The organism is Delftia sp. WSY_12 (genome assembly GCF_043104645.1).
Classification (GTDB): domain Bacteria; phylum Pseudomonadota; class Gammaproteobacteria; order Burkholderiales; family Burkholderiaceae_C; genus Comamonas; species Comamonas tsuruhatensis.
The window spans coordinates 1-18,361 of record NZ_JBICKW010000002.1 but is presented as its reverse complement, the minus strand read 5'-3'; the positions used below and the strand labels follow the sequence as shown (position 1 = coordinate 18,361).

General features: G+C 62.1%; 29 protein-coding genes. 8 read left to right on the top strand and 21 right to left on the bottom strand.

What is annotated here, in order from left to right; translation table 11 throughout:
- The 4 genes from ACF8LI_RS00180 to ACF8LI_RS00165 are packed head-to-tail and all read right to left on the bottom strand — an operon-like array spanning position 1 to position 2,174.
- Positions 1 to 471: a F0F1 ATP synthase subunit B gene (locus ACF8LI_RS00180; RefSeq protein ID WP_016448496.1), complete on the bottom strand. Its 471-nt coding sequence runs from the start codon at positions 469 to 471 to the stop codon at positions 1 to 3.
- Between the two features lie 35 nt (positions 472 to 506).
- Positions 507 to 755 (bottom strand): F0F1 ATP synthase subunit C, encoded by a 249-nt coding sequence (gene atpE / locus ACF8LI_RS00175; protein WP_011803767.1) that lies wholly within the window; start codon positions 753 to 755, stop codon positions 507 to 509.
- A 51-nt stretch (positions 756 to 806) separates the two neighbouring features.
- Positions 807 to 1,670, bottom strand: coding sequence for a F0F1 ATP synthase subunit A (atpB, locus tag ACF8LI_RS00170; protein ID WP_016448497.1), 864 nt, complete (start codon positions 1,668 to 1,670; stop codon positions 807 to 809).
- 21 nt (positions 1,671 to 1,691) lie between these two features.
- Entirely contained in the window at positions 1,692 to 2,174 is a 483-nt protein-coding gene (locus ACF8LI_RS00165) for an ATP synthase subunit I (RefSeq protein WP_016448498.1), read from the bottom strand.
- Between the two features lie 286 nt (positions 2,175 to 2,460).
- Between ACF8LI_RS00165 and ACF8LI_RS00160 the strand changes: the two genes are divergently transcribed.
- The 5 genes from ACF8LI_RS00160 to ACF8LI_RS00140 all read left to right on the top strand — a co-directional run bounded on the left by ACF8LI_RS00160 (position 2,461) and on the right by ACF8LI_RS00140 (position 6,006).
- Positions 2,461 to 2,778 carry a YbeD family protein gene (locus ACF8LI_RS00160; RefSeq protein WP_016448499.1) on the top strand — a complete coding sequence of 106 codons (318 nt, stop codon included), beginning with the start codon at positions 2,461 to 2,463 and terminating at the stop codon, positions 2,776 to 2,778.
- The gene (gene lipB, locus ACF8LI_RS00155) at positions 2,775 to 3,500 is read left to right on the top strand and encodes a lipoyl(octanoyl) transferase LipB (RefSeq protein WP_016453561.1); all 726 of its coding nucleotides are present in this window, start codon (positions 2,775 to 2,777) and stop codon (positions 3,498 to 3,500) included. Before ACF8LI_RS00160 ends, lipB begins: the two co-directional genes overlap by 4 nt.
- Before the next feature lie 10 nt (positions 3,501 to 3,510).
- Positions 3,511 to 4,491 (top strand): lipoyl synthase, encoded by a 981-nt coding sequence (lipA, locus tag ACF8LI_RS00150; RefSeq protein ID WP_013800257.1) that lies wholly within the window; start codon positions 3,511 to 3,513, stop codon positions 4,489 to 4,491.
- Between the two features lie 317 nt (positions 4,492 to 4,808).
- Positions 4,809 to 5,519, top strand: coding sequence for a hypothetical protein (locus ACF8LI_RS00145; RefSeq protein WP_392411591.1), 711 nt, complete (start codon positions 4,809 to 4,811; stop codon positions 5,517 to 5,519).
- A 16-nt stretch (positions 5,520 to 5,535) separates the two neighbouring features.
- Positions 5,536 to 6,006 (top strand): hypothetical protein, encoded by a 471-nt coding sequence (locus ACF8LI_RS00140; protein ID WP_133073917.1) that lies wholly within the window; start codon positions 5,536 to 5,538, stop codon positions 6,004 to 6,006.
- Between the two features lie 311 nt (positions 6,007 to 6,317).
- On the opposite strand, the gene ptsP is transcribed toward ACF8LI_RS00140, so the two are convergent.
- The 4 genes from ptsP to ACF8LI_RS00120 form a co-directional block, all read right to left on the bottom strand.
- Positions 6,318 to 8,096, bottom strand: a complete 1,779-nt coding sequence (gene ptsP, locus ACF8LI_RS00135; protein ID WP_016453564.1) for a phosphoenolpyruvate--protein phosphotransferase — start codon at positions 8,094 to 8,096, stop codon at positions 6,318 to 6,320.
- Between the two features lie 117 nt (positions 8,097 to 8,213).
- Complete coding sequence (locus ACF8LI_RS00130; RefSeq protein ID WP_016448505.1) at positions 8,214 to 8,483, bottom strand: HPr family phosphocarrier protein; 270 nt, start codon at positions 8,481 to 8,483, stop codon at positions 8,214 to 8,216.
- Positions 8,452 to 8,913 carry a PTS sugar transporter subunit IIA gene (locus tag ACF8LI_RS00125; RefSeq protein WP_026061990.1) on the bottom strand — a complete coding sequence of 154 codons (462 nt, stop codon included), beginning with the start codon at positions 8,911 to 8,913 and terminating at the stop codon, positions 8,452 to 8,454. The genes ACF8LI_RS00130 and ACF8LI_RS00125 overlap by 32 nt, the downstream gene beginning before the upstream one ends.
- Positions 8,914 to 9,031: 118 nt before the next feature.
- A complete protein-coding gene (locus ACF8LI_RS00120) occupies positions 9,032 to 9,502 on the bottom strand; it encodes a hypothetical protein (RefSeq protein ID WP_227468475.1) in 471 nt (156 codons plus the stop codon).
- 275 nt (positions 9,503 to 9,777) lie between these two features.
- Between ACF8LI_RS00120 and ACF8LI_RS00115 the strand changes: the two genes are divergently transcribed.
- Positions 9,778 to 10,281: a TlpA disulfide reductase family protein gene (locus ACF8LI_RS00115; protein WP_043792309.1), complete on the top strand. Its 504-nt coding sequence runs from the start codon at positions 9,778 to 9,780 to the stop codon at positions 10,279 to 10,281.
- Positions 10,282 to 10,344: 63 nt separating this feature from the next.
- Here ACF8LI_RS00115 and ACF8LI_RS00110 read toward each other — a convergent pair whose 3' ends face one another.
- Entirely contained in the window at positions 10,345 to 10,791 is a 447-nt protein-coding gene (locus ACF8LI_RS00110; RefSeq protein WP_016448509.1) for a cytochrome c, read from the bottom strand.
- 159 nt (positions 10,792 to 10,950) lie between these two features.
- Here ACF8LI_RS00110 and ACF8LI_RS00105 point away from each other — a divergent pair, with 159 nt between their 5' ends.
- Entirely contained in the window at positions 10,951 to 11,649 is a 699-nt protein-coding gene (locus tag ACF8LI_RS00105) for a cytochrome b/b6 domain-containing protein (protein WP_016453566.1), read from the top strand.
- 65 nt (positions 11,650 to 11,714) lie between these two features.
- Positions 11,715 to 12,206 carry a GNAT family N-acetyltransferase gene (locus tag ACF8LI_RS00100; protein ID WP_016448511.1) on the top strand — a complete coding sequence of 164 codons (492 nt, stop codon included), beginning with the start codon at positions 11,715 to 11,717 and terminating at the stop codon, positions 12,204 to 12,206.
- 107 nt (positions 12,207 to 12,313) lie between these two features.
- Here the strand turns inward: ACF8LI_RS00100 and ACF8LI_RS00095 are convergent, their stop codons facing one another.
- The 12 genes from ACF8LI_RS00095 to rpsJ all read right to left on the bottom strand — a co-directional run bounded on the left by ACF8LI_RS00095 (position 12,314) and on the right by rpsJ (position 18,322).
- Complete coding sequence (locus ACF8LI_RS00095; RefSeq protein ID WP_016448512.1) at positions 12,314 to 12,820, bottom strand: peroxiredoxin; 507 nt, start codon at positions 12,818 to 12,820, stop codon at positions 12,314 to 12,316.
- Positions 12,821 to 12,938: 118 nt separating this feature from the next.
- Entirely contained in the window at positions 12,939 to 13,208 is a 270-nt protein-coding gene (gene rpsQ / locus ACF8LI_RS00090; protein ID WP_016448513.1) for a 30S ribosomal protein S17, read from the bottom strand.
- Between the two features lie 13 nt (positions 13,209 to 13,221).
- Positions 13,222 to 13,419, bottom strand: a complete 198-nt coding sequence (rpmC, locus tag ACF8LI_RS00085) for a 50S ribosomal protein L29 (RefSeq protein ID WP_012202337.1) — start codon at positions 13,417 to 13,419, stop codon at positions 13,222 to 13,224.
- 10 nt (positions 13,420 to 13,429) lie between these two features.
- The gene (gene rplP / locus ACF8LI_RS00080) at positions 13,430 to 13,846 is read right to left on the bottom strand and encodes a 50S ribosomal protein L16 (protein ID WP_012202336.1); all 417 of its coding nucleotides are present in this window, start codon (positions 13,844 to 13,846) and stop codon (positions 13,430 to 13,432) included.
- A 2-nt stretch (positions 13,847 to 13,848) separates the two neighbouring features.
- Positions 13,849 to 14,721, bottom strand: a complete 873-nt coding sequence (gene rpsC, locus ACF8LI_RS00075) for a 30S ribosomal protein S3 (protein WP_012202335.1) — start codon at positions 14,719 to 14,721, stop codon at positions 13,849 to 13,851.
- A 16-nt stretch (positions 14,722 to 14,737) separates the two neighbouring features.
- Positions 14,738 to 15,070: a 50S ribosomal protein L22 gene (gene rplV / locus ACF8LI_RS00070; RefSeq protein ID WP_012202334.1), complete on the bottom strand. Its 333-nt coding sequence runs from the start codon at positions 15,068 to 15,070 to the stop codon at positions 14,738 to 14,740.
- 10 nt (positions 15,071 to 15,080) lie between these two features.
- Entirely contained in the window at positions 15,081 to 15,356 is a 276-nt protein-coding gene (gene rpsS / locus ACF8LI_RS00065; protein WP_012202333.1) for a 30S ribosomal protein S19, read from the bottom strand.
- Positions 15,357 to 15,366: 10 nt separating this feature from the next.
- The gene (gene rplB, locus ACF8LI_RS00060; RefSeq protein WP_012202332.1) at positions 15,367 to 16,191 is read right to left on the bottom strand and encodes a 50S ribosomal protein L2; all 825 of its coding nucleotides are present in this window, start codon (positions 16,189 to 16,191) and stop codon (positions 15,367 to 15,369) included.
- 2 nt (positions 16,192 to 16,193) lie between these two features.
- Positions 16,194 to 16,508, bottom strand: coding sequence for a 50S ribosomal protein L23 (gene rplW, locus ACF8LI_RS00055; protein WP_012202331.1), 315 nt, complete (start codon positions 16,506 to 16,508; stop codon positions 16,194 to 16,196).
- Positions 16,505 to 17,125, bottom strand: a complete 621-nt coding sequence (gene rplD / locus ACF8LI_RS00050) for a 50S ribosomal protein L4 (RefSeq protein ID WP_012202330.1) — start codon at positions 17,123 to 17,125, stop codon at positions 16,505 to 16,507. The genes rplW and rplD overlap by 4 nt, the downstream gene beginning before the upstream one ends.
- Positions 17,125 to 17,799 (bottom strand): 50S ribosomal protein L3, encoded by a 675-nt coding sequence (rplC, locus tag ACF8LI_RS00045; RefSeq protein WP_012202329.1) that lies wholly within the window; start codon positions 17,797 to 17,799, stop codon positions 17,125 to 17,127. Before rplC ends, rplD begins: the two co-directional genes overlap by 1 nt.
- Positions 17,800 to 18,010: 211 nt before the next feature.
- Entirely contained in the window at positions 18,011 to 18,322 is a 312-nt protein-coding gene (rpsJ, locus tag ACF8LI_RS00040) for a 30S ribosomal protein S10 (RefSeq protein ID WP_003059431.1), read from the bottom strand.
- Positions 18,323 to 18,361 lie beyond the last annotated feature (39 nt).

The window sequence follows — 18,361 nt, the reverse complement described above, 5'->3', positions numbered from 1 at the left end:
TTACAGCTCGGTCTTCAGGCGGTTCAGCAGGTCGGCATGGACGCCGGCATCCACTTCCTTGCGCAGGATCTGCTCGGCGCCCTTGACGGCCAGCGCAGCCACTTGCTCGCGCAGGGCTTCACGGGCCTGGATTGTCTGCTGCTCGGCCTCGGCGCGAGCAGCAGCAACAATCTTGTTGCCTTCTTCGGAGGCACGGGCCTTGGCTTCTTCGATGATGGCCTGGGCACGGCGTTCGGCGTCCGCAAGCCGCGATGCCGTTTCGTTGCGCGTCTGGGCCAGTTCCTGCTCGACGCGCTTGTTGGCAGCGGCCAGGTCGGTCTTGGCCTTGTCGGCAGCAGCGAGGCCATCGGCGATTTTCAGAGCTCGTTCATCCAGCGCCTTCGCGATCGGGGGCCACACGAACTTCATCGTGAACAGCACCAGGATCAGGAAAACGATGGCCTGGACGAACAGGGTCGCGTTGATACTCACGGCAACACCTTTCTATCTAGGGCGTTGATCGGAGCTTAGGCCAGGACGAAGGGGTTGGCGAAAGCGAACAGCAGAGCGATGGCCACACCGATCAGGAAGGCAGCGTCGATCAGACCGGCCAAGATGAACATCTTGGTTTGCAGTTCGTTGATCAGCTCAGGCTGACGTGCCGACGATTCCAGGAACTTGCCACCCATCAGGGCGATACCGATCGAAGCGCCGATAGCGCCCAGACCAACGATCAGACCACAAGCCAGAGCGACGAGACCGAGAATGTTTTCCATGATGACTCCTGAGATTAAAGAAAGAGAAAGGTTGAGAGGGAAAGGAAATGGTCAGTGGGCTTCATGCGCCTGGCCGAGATAGATCAGCGTCAGCATCATGAAAATGAAGGCCTGCAGGGTGATGATCAGAATGTGGAAGATCGCCCAGATAGAGCCTGCAATGATGTGCCCCAAGGGGAGCAACACACCGGAAAGCGACATGGCAGCCGCACCGCCCATCAGAGCGATCAGACAGAACACCAACTCACCAGCGTACATGTTGCCGAACAGTCGCATGCCATGCGAAACCGTCTTGGCGACATATTCAATGATTTGCATGGCCAGGTTCACGACACCCAGGATCAGTGCAAACACGGGATTCTTGCTGGTGCCGAACGGGGCAGTCACCAGTTCGTGGGCCCAGCCGCCCATGCCCTTGATCTTGATGCTGTAGAAGAAGCACAGGATCAGCACGGCCGAGGACAGGCCCAGCGTGGTCGAGAGGTCAGCCGTGGGAACGACGCGCAGGTAGGCGTGCGAGTCACCCTGGAAGCCCTGCCACAGCACCGGCAGCAGGTCCACCGGCAGCATGTCCATGGCGTTCATCATGAAGATCCACACGAACACGGTCAGTGCCAAGGGAGCGATGAACTTGCGGCTTTGCGCGTTGTGGATGTTGGCCTTGGCCTGGTTGTCCACCATCTCGACCAGCAGCTCTACAGCCGCCTGGAAGCGCCCCGGAACGCCCGATGTGGCCTTGCGCGCGGCAAGCCACAGCACGAACAGGCTCAGCACGCCCAGCGTGGCGCTGACGACGATCGAGTCCAGGTTGATGACCGAAAAGTCGATGATCGACTTTTGCTTGATGTTCTGGAGGTGCTGCAGGTGGTGAACGATGTATTCACTTGCAGTAGGTGCGTGCGCGTCTGCGGCCATCGGTCAACTTCTCTTCAAATATCAATCGGTTTTTCGGACACTGGATCGCACTATCAGCGCGACCCAATACGTTTTCATGACGACTACCAAGCCCGCCAGCAGCGCCAGCCAACTCAGCCCCGGGACCAGCTTGGGTGCAGCCGCCAGCATGGCAATGCACAGCACCAGCTTCACCAGTTCCCAGCCAAAAATTCCCACCATGGCGGCTGCAGCGCCGCCCGGCCTCTTTCGTACGACGGCACGCGCAAACAGCGCTGCCGGCAACACCACCGACAAGGCACCGTAGGCAGCCGACCATCCGACCTCGGCGCGCCCCGTCACCAGCCATGCGACCAGTGCCACCAGCACGCCCACCACCGCCTGGACCACCACGAAACGCCACACAGACATCTGCGGGTTTCGCGTGCGCCACTCCTGAGCCTCCTCGGAGGTCAGGGGCTTGAAGTCGGAATCCTCGCCCTCAAGTTCCCTGTCAGCGTCTGTGTCGGCGGCGTAGTTTTTCATTGAATTCTCTAAGGCCGCAGACCAGACAAGACTTTTTCACAAAGCCTCTGATTATAAGTAAAAACCCCTGCCGAACGATAGGGGTTGTTACGGGCATGCCCAAAACGGAGGCGGCGACCGGGCTGTGTGGCAGCCGGCCAACAGCGCCAGCCTCGCGCCGCAGGCCACTTGTTTGTTGTGTGTGGAGTTCTCGTGGCGGACGACGCGGCAGCCCCGGGCTGCGACATGGCCGCGAACGATAGCGCACAATCGCCTCCAACGCCAAGCGATTAACCTTGATTCACCTATGACCGACGCCTCCACCCCTACCCCCACCCCAGCCACCGAGCCGGGCGCGGACCCGCGCAAGGATTCGCTGATCGAGTACCCGTCGCAGTTCCCCATCAAGGTCATGGGCGTCAAGGCCGAGCATCTGGTGCACGAGATCACCCAGATCGCCCAACGCTTCGACCCTGCCTTTGACGCCAGCACCATTGAATTGCGCCCCAGCAGCAGCGGCAAATACCTGGGCGTCACCGTCACGGTGACGGCGACCAGCCGCGAACAACTCGACGATCTGTACCGCGCCTTCACCTCGCATCCGCTGGTGAAAGTGGTGCTGTGAGCACCCTTGACGCGCAGCAGTCGCAGTCATTGGACCTGCGCCTGCTGGGCCGCACGGACTACGAGGCCACGGTGCAGGCCATGCAGGCCTTCACCAGCCAACGCGATGCCGGCACGCGCGACGAGCTGTGGATATGCGAGCACTCCGCACATTTCACACAAGGCCTCGCCGGCAAAAGTGACCACTTGCTGAGCCCTGGCGACATTCCCGTGGTGGCCACCAACCGCGGCGGACAGGTCACCTACCACGGCCCGGGCCAGGTGGTCGCCTATCCCTTGCTGGACCTGCAGCGCCTGGGCTACTTCGTCAAGGAATACGTGTTCCGCATCGAGGATGCGGTCATCCGCACGCTGGAGCATTTCGGCATCACCGGCCACCGCGTGGAAGGCGCCCCCGGCATCTACGTGCGCCTCGACGACCCTCGCAGCCATGCCATGCTGCCCCAGCGCCCGCAACTGCGCGCGCCCGGCTCGCCCGCGCCCCAACCCGATTTTTCGGGGCTGGGCAAGATTGCAGCCCTGGGCATCAAGGTCAGCCGGCATTGCACCTATCACGGCGTTGCATTGAACGCCGCCATGGACCTGGAACCCTACGGCCGGATCAACCCTTGCGGCTACGCAGGGCTGCAAACGGTGGACCTTTCTACAATCGGCGTTCAGACAACCTGGGACGAAGCCGCGCGCGTGCTGGGACGACAGTTGCAGCGCCGCCTAGCCCCCTGAATCCAGAACCATGACCACCAACACCGTCGTGCGCGAAGCGCAGTCACAAGCCGAGTACAACCCGCTGGCCAAGCAGAAGGCGGCAGCGAAGCTTTCGCGCATCCCGATCAAGGTCGAGCATGGCGAAGCACTCAAGAAGCCCGAGTGGATTCGCGTCAAGGCGGGCAGCCCCACCACGCGCTTCTACGAGATCAAGGACATCCTGCGCGCCAACAAGCTGCACACGGTCTGCGAGGAAGCCTCCTGCCCCAACATCGGCGAATGTTTCGGCAAGGGCACGGCCACCTTCATGATCATGGGCGACAAGTGCACGCGCCGCTGCCCGTTCTGCGACGTGGGCCACGGCCGCCCCGACCCGCTGGACACCAACGAGCCGCTCAATCTTGCCAAAACGATTGCCGAGCTGCGCCTGAAATACGTGGTCATCACCAGCGTGGATCGCGACGACCTGCGCGATGGCGGCTCGGGCCATTTCGTGGAGTGCATCAAGAACATCCGCGAGCTCTCGCCGCTGACCCAGATCGAGATCCTGGTGCCCGACTTCCGTGGCCGTGACGACCGTGCGCTGGAAATCCTCAAGGCCGCACCTCCCGATGTGATGAACCACAACCTGGAGACCGCACCGCGCCTGTACAAGGAAGCACGTCCCGGCTCGGACTACCAGTTCTCGCTGAACCTGCTCAAGAAGTTCAAGGCCTTGCACCCCAAGGTTCCGACCAAGAGCGGCATCATGGTGGGCCTGGGCGAGACCGATGAGGAAATCCTGCAGGTCATGCGCGACATGCGTGCGCATGACATCGACATGCTGACCATCGGCCAATACCTGGCACCCAGCAACAGCCACCTGCCGGTGCGTCGCTACGTGCACCCCGACACCTTCAAGATGTTCGAGGAAGAGGCATACAAGATGGGCTTCACGCATGCAGCCGTGGGCGCCATGGTGCGCTCGAGCTACCACGCGGACCAGCAGGCACACGCCGCCGGCGTCTGAGCCGGCGATGGCCGCCTGCCTGCAGGGCGGCCTTCTTCACGCACTTCGGGGATGGCCTTTGCAGGCCATCCCCTTTTTCATGTCTGGAGGCATGGCATTCAGGCGCCGGTTTTGACCTGAATACACATTCAGCAACAAACAATCGATGCCATGTGTCACCGGCATCTCGGTTGATGAATTTCCCGATCTCTTTATGATGCCGATTTTCCGAATGCTTTCTGCATTCAAAAAAATCCGAACGACCCAGGAATGCGGCTCAACGACATGAAATCCAGGATTTCGGGCGTTCGGGCGCCGATCCATTGACAAAGGGATAAATGCATATGGCCAATGACGAGCAAAAGGACCGTGCAGCATTCGATGCCGCCATACAGGCACTGAAAGCAGAGGTTGCCAATGCCGGGGTGCATCTCTCGCTGGACTCATCTGCACGCCTGGCCTATGCCCGACAGATTCAGGCCATGGCCAACGAGCTTCAGTTGCAGGCCACGAGCGGCCGCATCACCTGGGGACAGGCTGCACAACAGGCCCAGGAGGCCCGCAATGTCATCATGGAGATCATCCGAGGCCGCAGCACCCCCGTGGGCAGAGCCATGGCGCAACGCATCAAGAGCGAGGGCAAGACGCTCAATGAGCTGATTGCCCGCAAGGCCCAGCAATTGCACGGCCCCAACGTGCGGTTCGATCGCCTCACGGCGGCCCAGCAAAACGCCGTGTATGGCGAAATCGTCAAATCCGCCGGCAAGTCCAATGCCGCCATCACCCAGAGAATGCGCACGCTCTCCCGGGCAGGACGCGGCCTCCTGGTCTTCTCCATTGCGGTATCGGTCTACACCATCGCCAACGCAGACAACAAGGTGGAGGCCGCCGGCAAGGAATTGGCCGTCACAGGTGCCGGGATCGGTGGAGGCATGGCAGGTGGTGCCCTGGCCGGGCTGGCCTGCGGGCCCGGGGCACCTGCCTGCGTGGTGGTCGGCGCTTTTGTCGGCGGGGCACTGGCTGCCATAGGCATCGAATTCCTCTGGTGACACTTCAGGACAACAGATGCGCATCCTCTCCGACCGGCAGTTGTCACTGCAGCCCGCCGCATCCCATCCTGCAGGGCAGGTACCGCAAAGCCGCCTGGTGCTCAACGGGAATGCAACGCCCATTCTGGTGGACGGCACCATTCTCGAGGCAGCCTTTCAATGGAACGACCTCTACCTTCTGTTCACCACCGATGACACGCCCATGGAGGAGATGCTGCGGATCACGCTGCTCGACGAGAATTTGCAGGCACTCGACAAGGCCGTGATAGGCAGCATGTATTCCACGGGCAGCTTCTCGTTGCTGCCATCGGACGAACGATCGCTGGTGCGATTTCGATTCATGGGAAATACGGACTGGAGTGTCGAAATCCTGCAGGAACCTGGATTCCGGCTGCCATTTCTTGGCGATCCGCGCGCCGTCACGCGCCCCCTGGGATTTTCGCGGCGCTTTGTCGTGCGAGGCCATCCTGAGCCGCAAAACAACTGATGCCGACGCAGTTGAAGGCAATAAAAAAGCAGGGCCAACGTGCATGCCCTGCTTGAATTGAATGCAATCGTGCTTTCCCGTTCCACGTAGAAAAAAAGCCTGGCTAACCGGCAGACCGCTGGCTGGCAAACCGACTTGCTGCAGGCTGAACAGGCCTGGCGAGTCGCCCCACGATGAAACTGAAAAAGCTTGCAGCTCGAATTCCCCACCAGAGAGCTTCTTGCTGCATTGGAGCGGATCATAACATCGAATGAGAATCAATCGCAACTGAAGTTGTGATTTTTTTGCCTCGCGCCTTCACTTGACCGAAGTCATGGGCTCAGCAGCGCTGCCGGGCTGTCCGAACGAAGGACTTCCTGCGCCCAGGCGGCCAGCTTGCGTGTGTCGGCACGCAAGATTTCCTGCTTGACGACCAGGATCTGCGCCGGATGCATGGAAAAGCTGCGCAGGCCCAGGCCCAGCAGCAGGCGCGTCATGGCCACATCGCCGGCGGTCTCCCCGCAGACACAGACGCTCTTGCCTTGCGCCCTTCCTTCGGCGATCACATCCGCCACCAGCTTGAGCACGGCGGGATGCAGGGGATCGTAGAGATGGGCCACGGTCTCGTCGGCGCGGTCGATGGCCAGCGTGTACTGGATCAGGTCGTTGGTGCCGATGGACAGGAAGTCGAAATAGCGCAGGAAGGTGCGCACGATCAGCGCTGCCGCAGGCACCTCGATCATGGCGCCCAGCTTGACCGGGCCGTGCGCCACGCCGCGCGCGTCAAGCTCGCTTTGCGCCAACCTCACCTGGGCCAGGGTCTGCTCGATCTCGCTTTGGTGGGCCAGCATGGGGAACAGCAGATGGATCTGCCCATGCGCGGCAGCACGCAGGATGGCGCGCAGCTGGGTGCGGAACATGGCCGGATCGGCCAGGCTCCAGCGGATGGCGCGCAGACCCAGCGCGGGGTTCAGGTAGTAGTCCTTGGGCTGGGCCTTGTCCAGCGGCTTGTCGGCGCCCACGTCCAGCGTGCGAATGGTCACGGGCATGCCCTGCATTCCATCCACGGCTTCGCGGTAGGCCCGGTATTGCTCTTCCTCGCCGGGCAGGTTGCCGCCACGCCCCATGAACAGGAATTCCGTGCGGAACAGCCCCACGCCCACCGCGCCCGCATGCACGGCCGCAGGCCCGTCGCCGGGCTGCTCGATGTTGGCCAGCAGCTCGATACGCTCTCCGTCCAGCGTCAGCGCAGGCGTGTGGCGCAGGCGCGAGAGGCGCTCGCGCTCGAGCTCGTTCTGGCGCTGGCGAAAGCCATATTCGGCCAGGATGATGGGTGAGGGATCGACGATGACGACCCCTGCATTGCCGTCGATGATGATCCAGTCGTCCTGGCGGATCAGTTGCCCCGCAGCCCGGGCGCCGACCACGGCAGGAATGTCCATGCTGCGCGCCACGATGGCCGTGTGCGAAGTGCGGCCACCCACGGCCGTGATGAAGCCGGCAAACAACCGGCTCTTGAACTGCAGCATGTCCACTGGCGACAGGTCCTGCGCCACCAGAACCAGCGGCGCCTCGGTGGCGCCATCGAGCAGCAGCGGCTGCTGCGGCGGCGTGCCCTCCCCCGTTGCCTCGACTGCCAACAGCTCGGCCGGTGCGGGCACGGGGCTGGCCATGCCCTTCATATGGCGCAGGATGCGCTCGACCACCTGCTCGAGGTCCGCCTTGCGCTCGCGCAGGTATTCGTCCTCCATCTCGTCGAACTGGCGCGAGACGACCTCCAGCTGCGTGGTCAGCGCCCATTCGGCGTTGTAGAGGCGATCGGATATCCAGTGCTTGATGGCGGCGGCCAGGGCCTCGTCCTGCAAAAGCAGTAGGTGGACGTCGAGCAAGGCATCGAGCTCGCCCGGCGCATCCTTGGGCATTTCATCCTGCAGGCGGCGCAGCTCGTCGATGACGGCATTGCGCGCACTGCGGGCGCGGTCGATTTCCGCGTCCACCTGGTCGGGCCGGATGAAGTAGTGCACCACCTCCATGCGGCTGGAGGCCACCACCACCGCACGCCCTATGGCGATACCCCGTGACACGGCCAGTCCGTGGATTGCAAACGTCATTGCGCCTGTCCTTTGCCTGCTGCTGCGCAGGCCCCGGACCGTCGCAATGCGGCATCGTCCAGTTCCAGCGCGTGTTGCTCTGTTGCGCTCACCGTCTGCCAGCGCCGCAAAGGCACATTACTGGCCTTCGCCAAACTTGTCGTTGATCAGGGCGGTCAGCGCATCCATGGCTTCCTGCTCCTGTGCTCCGTCTGTCTCCAGCAGCACCTCGGAGCCCATGCCGGCAGCCAGCATCATCACGCCCATGATGCTCTTGGCATTGATGCGCCGCTCGCCCTTGCTCATCCAGACTTCGCAGGGAAAGCTGCCTGCAAGCTTGGTGAGCTTGGCAGAGGCGCGGGCGTGCAGGCCCAGTTTATTGCTGATGGTGATAGGGGTCTTGATCATTGGATGGTCGCGGACTCTGGTTCTGAGGCGTGTTCACGCCCACCTGCATCACCCCATGGCTGCCTCCCGCCAAGGCACGCTCGGCCACGGCTTCCAGCGCCTCGTGGCGATAGCCTATGGAGCGCAGCAGCATGGGCAAGTTCACTCCGGCCACCAGCCGCCCGGCAGGCAGTTGCGCCACAAGCCGCTGCGCCACGTTGCAGGGCGTCGCACCAAAGAGGTCGGTCAGCACCAGCGTGGGCAGCCCCAGCAGGCCGCCATGGTCTTCAAGCAACTGCTCGGCACGCATCAGAGTGGCCTCGGGCGGCTCCTGAGCGGGCACATCCAGGGCAAGGACGTCCTCGGCACTGTCGGCGAACACATGCAGGGCGCATTCGCGCAGTGCCTGGGCCAAAGGTGCGTGGGTGAACAAAAGGATGCGCGTGGTCATGAAGTCACAGGGTTCGGAGTCGATTATGGCGTGCGAAGGCGCATGCAGGGCAAACGGCGCGCCTGCGCTGCGCTCCATGCCACAGTTGCCTCCCGCATCCGTGGCTCCAAACCTGTTGCTACTGCAGTTGCAGGCTGGCGAAGAAGTTGTTGGCCTCGTCTGTGCGCGGCTTGTCGCTGTAGATCACGGCATGGTAGAGGCGCGCGCCCGCCGGCTCCATTCGTGCAAACCACACGCCATGGGCCGTGAGCTTCCAGCCCTGGGGGCCCACGCCTTCAAACGTGGTGCGCAGCGACTGCGGCAGATTCAAGGCGCCTGCAGGCACGAAGGAGCCATCTTCCTTGGAGCGCAATTGCTTGGCGCCGGCCGGCGCCTGTCCCGGCGCACCCGGATTCATCTGACCGAGCACGGCCGCCTGCCAGTACGACAGCATCTCGGCGGCCCTGGAGGGCTCGCTGACCAGGAAGTGGGAAACCGCGTAGGTGGACGCATCGGCGTCGCATCCCATCATGGACATCTGCACCGTGCCCATGCCCTGGCCCAGTTCCACCGGCCGGGTGGCCGATTGCGGATCGCAAGGCAAAAGCACACGCAGTGGCGTGCCCTCGACCGCAACCTGCCGCCAATCCAGCCGGGGACTGCATGCGGCCAAGGGCGTCAACACCAGCACAGCGGCAGCAAGCCGCATGGCAGGAGCGCGGAGCCTTGCCATGGGGATCAAAAAGCTTTCCATCAATGTCATGCCGGCATTATCGACACGGCCCGCTTGACCGAGACCCGAACTTTTGCCCTTGCCGCGCATCGAAACGCGGTGCACGGCATGCGTGCAGGCCTACGGGCACAACTTTGGGCACAATCGTCGCTATGGCAAGCAAACATTGGATCGCAGGCGTGGTGATCGCCGCAGCCGCCGGAATGGGCGCATGGGTGTATTCGGGCGCAGGCCAGACGGCGGCGCCGCAATCGACCTTCGTGCTGCTGGATGGCAGCAAGCAGACCACGGCCGATTTCAAGGGCAAGGTGACGCTGGTCAATTTCTGGGCCACCAGCTGCACCACCTGCGTGGCCGAGATGCCGGAGATCGTCGCCACCCACCGGAAATTCCAGGGCCAGGGCTTCGAGACCCTGGCCGTGGCCATGAGCTACGACCCGCCCAGCTATGTGGTGAACTTCGCCGATTCGCGCAAGCTGCCGTTCAAGGTGGCGCTGGACAACACCGGCGCCGTGGCCCGCGCCTGGGGTGATGTGCAGCTGACGCCCACCACCTACATCGTCAACAAGCGCGGCGACATCGTGAAGCGCTATGTGGGAGCGCCTGACTTCGCCGAGTTGCACCGGCTGATCGAGAAACTGCTGGCCGAAGCCTGATACGGCGCAGGCAAGCCCAGAAAAAACCGGCATCACGCCGGTTTTTTTGCATCTGCATGCCGATCAGCGGCTGCGGAAGCTGTCGTGGCAGGCCTTGCAGCTGGCAGCGGCCGGGCCGAAGGCCGCCTTGAGCTGGTCCAGGTTGCCGGACTTGGCCGCAGCCGCGAGCTTGACCGTCTCGGCCTGCATCTTCTCCGACAGATCCTGGAACTTGGCCTGCTCCTTCCAGATTTCAGGCTTGGCCTTTCCACCCTCCGTGCCTGCGCCGAAACCTGCCCAGGGCAGCTTGGCCATGAAGGCCACCACCTCGGCGTTTTCCTGGGCCGCCTTGGCATCGAAGGGGATCTTTCCGTTCGCCATCGCACCCAGGCGACCGAAGTGCTGGCCCAGCACGGCCAGCGCGCCCTGGCGGTACTTGATGGCGTCCTCGGACTTGGCAAACTGGGCGGAAGCCGGCAGCGCGGTAGCGGCCACCAGGGCGGCCAGCGCCCATGCAGAAACTTTCTTCATCGTGGTTTTCCTTTTCGAGTGTGGGGAAATCTGCCGGGTCAGTATGGCAGTGACGCCTTGCGGGCGCAGCTTTGATTGACCGCAGCCAGGGTGCATTGACTGCCGGCTCCGGAATGCAGGTCGGCACAATGCACTCATTCCCACCCACACGCTCATGCCATGGCACAAGAACCGACCGCACAAGGCGCCGCCAAGCACAAGGTCCGCATCTGGGACCTGCCCACCCGGCTGTTTCACTGGCTGCTGGCCGCAACCGTGATTGCCCTGGTCGTGACGGCCAAACTGGGCGGCAATGCCATGAACTGGCATCTGCTGCTGGGCCATGTCATGCTGGCCTTGCTGCTGTTTCGCCTGTTGTGGGGCCTGGTGGGTGGCCGCTGGTCGCGCTTTGCCAGCTTCATCCATGCACCTTCCGCCCTGCTGCGCCATCTGCGCGGACAAGGAGCGGAGAGCGACAGCGCAGGCCACAGCCCGTTGGGCGCTCTGTCCGTGCTGGCCATGCTGGCGGTGCTGATCGCCCAGGTAGGCAGCGGATTGCTCAGCGATGACGAGATTGCGTTCTCCGGGCCGCTGAGCCGCTTCGCATCGGGCGACACGGTGGCGCAGGCCACGGCCTATCACGCGCATTGGGGACAGTATTTGCTGTACGCACTGGTGGCCCTGCATCTTCTGGCCATCGTGTTCTATGCCTGGCGCGGGCGCGGCCTGGTGCGAGCCATGGTGACCGGGGACAAACAGTTGTCCGCGCCAGTACCCGCCTCACGCGACACGGCAGGCAGCCGTTGGCTGGCCTTGGCCCTGGCCTTCGGGGCAGGCGCTGCGGCATGGTGGGTACAGCAGCTTGGTGGCGCTTTCTGACGGCGCAGCCAGAGGTGGGCCGCTTGCCGCTACACTGCGCTTTCCGTCGTTTTAGCTGAGTGCCCGTGGACAAGCCTGCTGTCGCCTTGCTGGCGCCGAATCCCGCGGAAGACTGGGACGAAGTCCGCCAGATCTTCCGGGAGTACGCTGCAAGCCTGGATGTCGATCTGCAATTTCAAGATTTCGAGGCCGAGATCGCCGATCTGCCCGGCGACTACGCTGCGCCGCGCGGCCACATCCTGCTGGCCAGGGTCGATGGCGCAGTGGCCGGCTGCTGCGCCCTGCGCCCCCTGGACAACTGCGACTACGCCAATGCCGCCGAGATGAGGCGCCTGTTCGTGCGCAAGGCCTTTCGCGGTTTCGGACTGGGTCGGCAGCTGGCCGAAGCCATGCTTGATGTGGCGCGCCAGGCCGGCTATGACCATGTGCTGCTGGACACGCTGGACGACATGGAATCGGCCCGCGCCCTCTACGTCGACCTGGGCTTCGAGGAAATCCCGCCCTACTATCACAACCCCATCGCGGGGGCGCACTACCTCAAGGCCGATATTTTCTAGGCCGGCCTGGCTGAACCAGCGCCCCCAATACAAAAAGGCATTGCACCCGGGTGCAATGCCTTTTTTCGCAATAGCGCGGTGCGCAGGCCAGAAGGCCTGCAGCGCGATCAGGCCTTGGCCTGGCCCAGCAAAGTGGCCGCGTCGCTGACCTCGAACTTGCCAGGGCCTTCCACGTTCAGCGTGACGACCTTGCCGTCCTTGACCAGCATGGAATAGCGGTTGCTGCGCAGGCCCAGGCCCTTGCCGTTCAGATCCAGCGTCAGGCCGGTGGCCTTGGCGAATGCGGCGTCGCCGTCGGCCAGCATGCGCACCTTGCCATCGGTCTTCTGGTCGCGGGCCCATGCGCCCATCACGAAGGCGTCGTTGACCGACAGGCACCAGATCTCGTCCACGCCGGCCGCCTTGAAGGCTTCGGCCTGCTCCACGAAGCCGGGCACATGCTTGGCCGAGCAGGTGGGAGTGAATGCACCGGGCACGGCGAAGACCGCGATGGTCTTGCCTGCAGCGGCTTCGGGTAGCTTCACGGGGTTGGGGCCGATGCTGCAGCCATTGCCTTCGACTTCCACGTATTCCATCAGGGTGGCAGCGGGCAGGGCATCTCCGACTTTGATCATCTCTATCTCCTTTGTGGTGCAAAACCGGGGGCCGCCGAAATGGCGGTCCCCAAACGAAAAAACGACCCACATTGTGGGTCGTTTCCTGTGGCTTTGCAGCCGGTGGGCCTAGGTAGGCTTACACCAGAGCAGCCTTTTGCACCAAGCGGGTAGCAACCCAGTTCTTGGTCTTGGACAGCGGGCGGCTTTCCGTGATTTCGATCACGTCGCCCAGCTTGTACTCACCTTGCTCGTCGTGAGCGTGGTACTTGCTGGACTTGATCATGATCTTGTCATAGATCGGGTGCTTGACGCGGCGTTCAACCATGACCGTCACGGTCTTGGCACGCTTGTCGCTGACCACCTTGCCAATCAAGGTGCGCTTGAGGGATTTTTTAGCTTCCGTCATGTCGGCTTCCTGATTACTTGGCGGCTTGCTTTTCAGCAAGGATGGTCTTGGCGCGGGCGATGTCACGGCGCGTGGTACGCAGCGTGTTCGTGTTACCCAGCTGTTGCGTGGCCTTCTGCATACGCAGACCAAAGTGAGCCTTTTGCAGGGACTTCACTTCGGCTTCCAGGCCGGCAACGTCTTTTTGGCGGAGTTCAGCAGCTTTCGTCATGTTGTTCTCCTTAGGCACCAATTTGACGGGACACGAAGGTCGTACGCAGCGGCAGCTTTGCAGCGGCCAAGCGGAACGCTTCACGAGCCAGCTCTTCAGGGACGCCCACGATTTCGTAGAGCACCTTGCCGGGCTGGATTTCGGCCACGTAGTACTCGGGGTTGCCCTTACCGTTACCCATACGCACTTCTGCGGGCTTGGTAGAGATTGGCTTGTCCGGGAACACGCGGATCCAGATACGACCGCCGCGCTTGACGTGACGCGAGATCGCGCGGCGAGCCGCTTCGATCTGACGTGCCGTCAGGCGACCACGGTCAGTGGACTTCAGGCCGAAGTCACCGAAAGCAACGGAGTTACCACGCGTTGCAATACCGGTGTTGCGACCCTTTTGCTCCTTGCGGTATTTGCGGCGAGCAGGTTGCAGCATCTTTATTCTCCTTTACCGTCCGCTGCTGTAGCGGGCGCGTCAGTCTTGCGAACGCGCTTAACGGAATCAGCGCCAGCGCCGGCGGGCTTGTCGCTGCCGTCTGCAGGTGCTGCGTTAGCGCCTGCGGGGCGGCGGGCACCACGGCCAGCACCGTCACGACGACCATCGCCGCGACCATCGCGACGGGGGCCGCGAGGACGACGCTCTTCTTCGGGGCGGGGGGTCTCGGCTGCCGGCAGGTCGTTACGACCCAGCGTGTCACCCTTGTAGACCCAGACCTTCACACCGATCACACCGTAGGTCGTCTTGGCTTCGGAGAAGCCATAGTCGATGTCGGCGCGCAGCGTGTGAAGTGGCACACGGCCTTCGCGGTACCACTCGCAGCGTGCAATTTCGATACCGTTCAGACGGCCCGAAGACATGATCTTGATGCCTTGGGCACCCAGACGCATGGCGTTTTGCATCGCACGCTTCATGGCGCGGCGGAACATGATGCGCTTTTCGAGCTGCTGGCAGATCGAGTCGGCGATCAGCTTGGCATCGATTTCAGGCTTGCGCACTTCTTCGATGTTCACAGCCACGGGCACGCCCAGACGGGTTGCGAGTTCCTTCTTCAGGTTCTCGATGTCCTCGCCCTTCTTGCCGATCACGACACCAGGACGTGCCGAGAAGATCGTGATGCGGGCGTTCTTTGCAGGACGCTCGATCAGGATGCGCGACACGGCGGCGTTCTTCAGCTTGGCCTTCAGGAACTCGCGCACCTTGATGTCTTCGGCCAGCATGCCGGCGAAGTCGCGGTTGCTTGCGTACCAACGGCTGGCCCAGTTGCGGCTAACAGCCAGGCGGAAGCCGGTAGGATGGATTTTCTGTCCCATATTCTTCCCAGGCCTTTCAGTTGCCAACCGTCACGTACACGTGGCACGTGGGCTTGCTGATGCGATTGCCGCGGCCCTTTGCACGCGCGGTGAAGCGCTTGAGCGTGGTGCCTTGTTCGACGAAGATGGTCTTGACCTTCAGTTCGTCGATGTCGGCGCCGTCGTTGTGCTCGGCGTTGGCGATGGCGGACTCGAGCACCTTCTTGATGATCACGGCAGCTTTTTTCTGCGTGAACGTCAGGATGTTCAGGGCTTGGTCCACTTTCTTGCCGCGGATCAGGTCCGCGACCAGGCGACCCTTGTCCACAGACAGGCGGACGCCACGGAGAACAGCACGTGTTTCAGACATGTTCTATTCCTTACTTCTTGGCTTTTTTGTCCGCCGGGTGACCCTTGAAGGTACGGGTCAGCGCGAATTCGCCGAGCTTGTGGCCGACCATCTGGTCAGTCACATACACGGGCACGTGCTGCTTGCCGTTGTGCACGGCAATGGTCAGACCGATGAACTCGGGCAGAACCATGGAGCGACGCGACCAGGTCTTGACGGGCTTCTTGTCCTTGGTGGCGACGGCCTTCTCGGCCTTTGCCAGCAAGTGATGGTCAACAAACGGACCCTTTTTAAGAGAACGAGTCATTTGCTACCCTTTACTTCTTACGACGCGACACAATCATCGACTGCGTGCGCTTGTTGTTACGGGTACGGTAGCCCTTCGTCAGGTTGCCCCATGGGTCAACAGCGTGACGACCTTCACCGGTCTTGCCTTCACCACCACCGTGCGGGTGATCGACAGGGTTCATCACCACGCCGCGAACGGTCGGGCGGATACCCATCCAGCGCTTCACACCGGCCTTGCCCAGACGGCGCAGGCTGTGCTCTTCGTTGGCGACTTCACCGATGGTCGCGCGGCATTCGATGTGCACCTTGCGCACTTCGCCGGAACGCATACGCACTTGGGCGTAGATGCCTTCACGGGCCAGCAGCGTAGCCGACGTACCTGCCGAACGGGCGATCTGCGCGCCAGCGCCGATCTTCAGTTCGATGCAGTGGATGGTCGAACCCACGGGGATGTTGCGGATCGGCAGGGTGTTGCCCACGCGGATCGGGGCTTCCGAACCGCTGACGATCGTTGCGCCGACTTCCAGGTTGCGCGGAGCAATGATGTAGCGACGCTCGCCGTCGGCATAGCACACCAGAGCGATGTGGGCCGTACGGTTGGGGTCGTACTCAATGCGCTCGACCTTGGCGGGGATGCCGTCCTTGGTGCGCTTGAAGTCCACCACGCGATAGTGGTGCTTGTGGCCACCGCCCTTGTGACGGGTGGTGATGTGACCGTTGTTGTTACGGCCCGACTTCTGGTGCTGAGGCTCCAGCAGGGGGGCGAAACCTGCACCCTTGTGCAGATGGTCACGCGTGACCTTGACCGTGCCGCGTTGGCCGGGGGTCGTCGGTTTGAGCTTGATAACAGCCATGATTACGCAGCCTCCCCGGACAGGTTCAGCTCTTGACCGGGCTTGAGCATCACGTAGGCCTTGCGAACGTGGTCGCGGCGGCCGGTGGTCTTGCCAAAGCGCTTGGTCTTGCCCTTGATGTTCACCACGGAGACACCAGCAACTTCCACCTTGAACATCAGTTCCACGGCGGCCTTGATTTCATGCTTGGTGGCGCTCTGCAGCACCTTGAACGTCACGGCGTTGGACTTCTCTGCAACCATGGTGGCCTTTTCGGACACGATGGGAGCAACCAACACCTGCATCAGACGACCTTCGTCAAACTTGAGCGTGCTCATTCGAACATCTCCTTGAGTTTGTCGATCGCACCCTTGGTGACGAGCACTTTCTTGTAGTGCACCAGCGACACGGGGTCGGCGTAGCGCGGCTCGACCACGAACACGTTCTTCAGATTGCGGGAAGCCAGGTACAGGTTCTCGTCGACTTCTTCAGCGATCACCATGACCGATTCCAGGTTCATGGCCTTGAACTTGTCGGCCAGCACCTTGGTCTTGGGGCTTTCGAGCTTGAGCGAGTCCACCACGGCCAGACGGCCTTCGCGGGCCAGCTGCGACAGGATGGCAACCATGCCGGCGCGGTACATCTTCTTGTTGATCTTCTGCGTGAAGTTTTCTTCAGGCAGATTCGGGAAGATGCGGCCGCCGCCACGCCACAGAGGCGAGGAGGACATACCGGCACGAGCACGGCCGGTGCCCTTTTGCTTGAACGGCTTGGCGGTCGTGTGACGAACCTGCTCGCGGTCCTTCTGAGCGCGAGTGCCCTGGCGTGCGTTGGCACGGTAGGCGATCACGATCTGGTGGACGAGGTCTTCGTTGAATTCACGGCCGAAAACAGTCTCGGGCGCATCAAACTTGGATGCGGCCTGGCCTTGTTCATTCAGGAGTTCGAGCTGCATTAGTTCGCTCCCTTGGAAGCTTTGGCCTTGATGGCGGGGCGCACCGTCACGAAGCCACCCTTGGAGCCCGGAACAGCGCCCTTGATCAAGAGCAGTTGGCGTGCTTCGTCAATGCGAACCACGTCGAGATTTTGGGTGGTGATGGTTTCATCGCCCATGTGGCCGGTCATCTTCTTGCCCGGGAACACGCGACCTGGATCCTGGGCCATCGAGATGGAGCCGGGAACATTGTGCGAACGGCTGTTGCCGTGCGAGGCGCGCTGCGAGCGGAAGTTGTGACGCTTGATGGTGCCGGCGAAGCCCTTACCGATGGAAGTGCCTTGCACGTCCACCTTCTGGCCCACCGAGAACAGCTCGGCGACGGGCAGGACGGAGCCTGCGGCGTACTTGCCAGCGGTTTCTTCGGTCACGCGGAATTCACCCATCACTTCACCGGCTTCGACACCTGCCTTGGCAAGGTGGCCGGCTTCTGGCTTGGTCACGCGAGATGCCTTGCGCGAACCGAAAGTGACCTGCAGGGCCACGTAGCCATCGTTCTCTTGGGTTTTGACCTGAGTCACGCGGTTGTTCGACACATCCACCACTGTGACAGGCACTGCGTCCCCATCATCAGTGAACAGACGCATCATGCCCACCTTGCGACCCAGCAACCCGAGGGAGTTGCTCAGACTCATTTGTTTGCTCCAAAACTTCCGCCGCTGAAACTGCAATTGGCCCAGCGTTGCGCTCCCGCCCCAGATGACCAAGGCCTTGCGCACGAAAGAAGGTTGATAAAACTTCGCTCAAGAAAGGCGAAGCCCCAAATTTTAACGCGAACTGCCTTTTCAAGCAAGTTCGCGTTAAATCAAAGCCCTTCAACGGCCCCGCAAGGGGCCTGTGAAGTACTTATTGCAGCTTGATCTCGACGTCCACACCTGCGGGCAGGTCCAGCTTCATCAGAGCGTCAACCGTCTTGTCAGTCGGGTCAACGATGTCCATCAGGCGCTGGTGAGTGCGGATTTCGAACTGGTCGCGGCTGGTCTTGTTGACGTGCGGCGAGCGCAGGATGTCGAAGCGCTTCATGCGTGTCGGCAGGGGCACGGGACCCTTGACGATGGCGCCGGTGCGCTTGGCAGTGTCAACGATTTCAGCAGCCGACTGGTCGATCAGCTTGTAGTCAAACGCCTTCAGGCGGATGCGGATTTTTTGCTTGGACATTGTGTATTCCTAGTTTTCTAAGAATTACGCAATGATCTT

Bases quoted from the DNA above. Each gene is read 5' to 3' on its own strand.
- atpE (WP_011803767.1), bottom strand. From the start codon at position 755: ATGGAAAACATTCTCGGTCTCGTCGCTCTGGCTTGTGGTCTGATCGTT.
- atpB (WP_016448497.1), bottom strand. From the start codon at position 1,670: ATGGCCGCAGACGCGCACGCACCTACTGCAAGTGAATACATCGTTCAC.
- ACF8LI_RS00165 (WP_016448498.1), bottom strand. From the start codon at position 2,174: ATGAAAAACTACGCCGCCGACACAGACGCTGACAGGGAACTTGAGGGC.
- ACF8LI_RS00160 (WP_016448499.1), top strand. From the start codon at position 2,461: ATGACCGACGCCTCCACCCCTACCCCCACCCCAGCCACCGAGCCGGGC.
- lipA (WP_013800257.1), top strand. From the start codon at position 3,511: ATGACCACCAACACCGTCGTGCGCGAAGCGCAGTCACAAGCCGAGTAC.
- ACF8LI_RS00145 (WP_392411591.1), top strand. From the start codon at position 4,809: ATGCATATGGCCAATGACGAGCAAAAGGACCGTGCAGCATTCGATGCC.
- ACF8LI_RS00140 (WP_133073917.1), top strand. From the start codon at position 5,536: ATGCGCATCCTCTCCGACCGGCAGTTGTCACTGCAGCCCGCCGCATCC.
- ptsP (WP_016453564.1), bottom strand. From the start codon at position 8,096: ATGACGTTTGCAATCCACGGACTGGCCGTGTCACGGGGTATCGCCATA.
- ACF8LI_RS00130 (WP_016448505.1), bottom strand. From the start codon at position 8,483: ATGATCAAGACCCCTATCACCATCAGCAATAAACTGGGCCTGCACGCC.
- ACF8LI_RS00125 (WP_026061990.1), bottom strand. From the start codon at position 8,913: ATGACCACGCGCATCCTTTTGTTCACCCACGCACCTTTGGCCCAGGCA.
- ACF8LI_RS00115 (WP_043792309.1), top strand. From the start codon at position 9,778: ATGGCAAGCAAACATTGGATCGCAGGCGTGGTGATCGCCGCAGCCGCC.
- ACF8LI_RS00110 (WP_016448509.1), bottom strand. From the start codon at position 10,791: ATGAAGAAAGTTTCTGCATGGGCGCTGGCCGCCCTGGTGGCCGCTACC.
- ACF8LI_RS00105 (WP_016453566.1), top strand. From the start codon at position 10,951: ATGGCACAAGAACCGACCGCACAAGGCGCCGCCAAGCACAAGGTCCGC.
- ACF8LI_RS00095 (WP_016448512.1), bottom strand. From the start codon at position 12,820: ATGATCAAAGTCGGAGATGCCCTGCCCGCTGCCACCCTGATGGAATAC.
- rpsQ (WP_016448513.1), bottom strand. From the start codon at position 13,208: ATGACGGAAGCTAAAAAATCCCTCAAGCGCACCTTGATTGGCAAGGTG.
- rpmC (WP_012202337.1), bottom strand. From the start codon at position 13,419: ATGACGAAAGCTGCTGAACTCCGCCAAAAAGACGTTGCCGGCCTGGAA.
- rplP (WP_012202336.1), bottom strand. From the start codon at position 13,846: ATGCTGCAACCTGCTCGCCGCAAATACCGCAAGGAGCAAAAGGGTCGC.
- rpsC (WP_012202335.1), bottom strand. From the start codon at position 14,721: ATGGGACAGAAAATCCATCCTACCGGCTTCCGCCTGGCTGTTAGCCGC.
- rplV (WP_012202334.1), bottom strand. From the start codon at position 15,070: ATGTCTGAAACACGTGCTGTTCTCCGTGGCGTCCGCCTGTCTGTGGAC.
- rpsS (WP_012202333.1), bottom strand. From the start codon at position 15,356: ATGACTCGTTCTCTTAAAAAGGGTCCGTTTGTTGACCATCACTTGCTG.
- rplB (WP_012202332.1), bottom strand. From the start codon at position 16,191: ATGGCTGTTATCAAGCTCAAACCGACGACCCCCGGCCAACGCGGCACG.
- rplW (WP_012202331.1), bottom strand. From the start codon at position 16,508: ATGAGCACGCTCAAGTTTGACGAAGGTCGTCTGATGCAGGTGTTGGTT.
- rplD (WP_012202330.1), bottom strand. From the start codon at position 17,125: ATGCAGCTCGAACTCCTGAATGAACAAGGCCAGGCCGCATCCAAGTTT.
- rplC (WP_012202329.1), bottom strand. From the start codon at position 17,799: ATGAGTCTGAGCAACTCCCTCGGGTTGCTGGGTCGCAAGGTGGGCATG.
- rpsJ (WP_003059431.1), bottom strand. From the start codon at position 18,322: ATGTCCAAGCAAAAAATCCGCATCCGCCTGAAGGCGTTTGACTACAAG.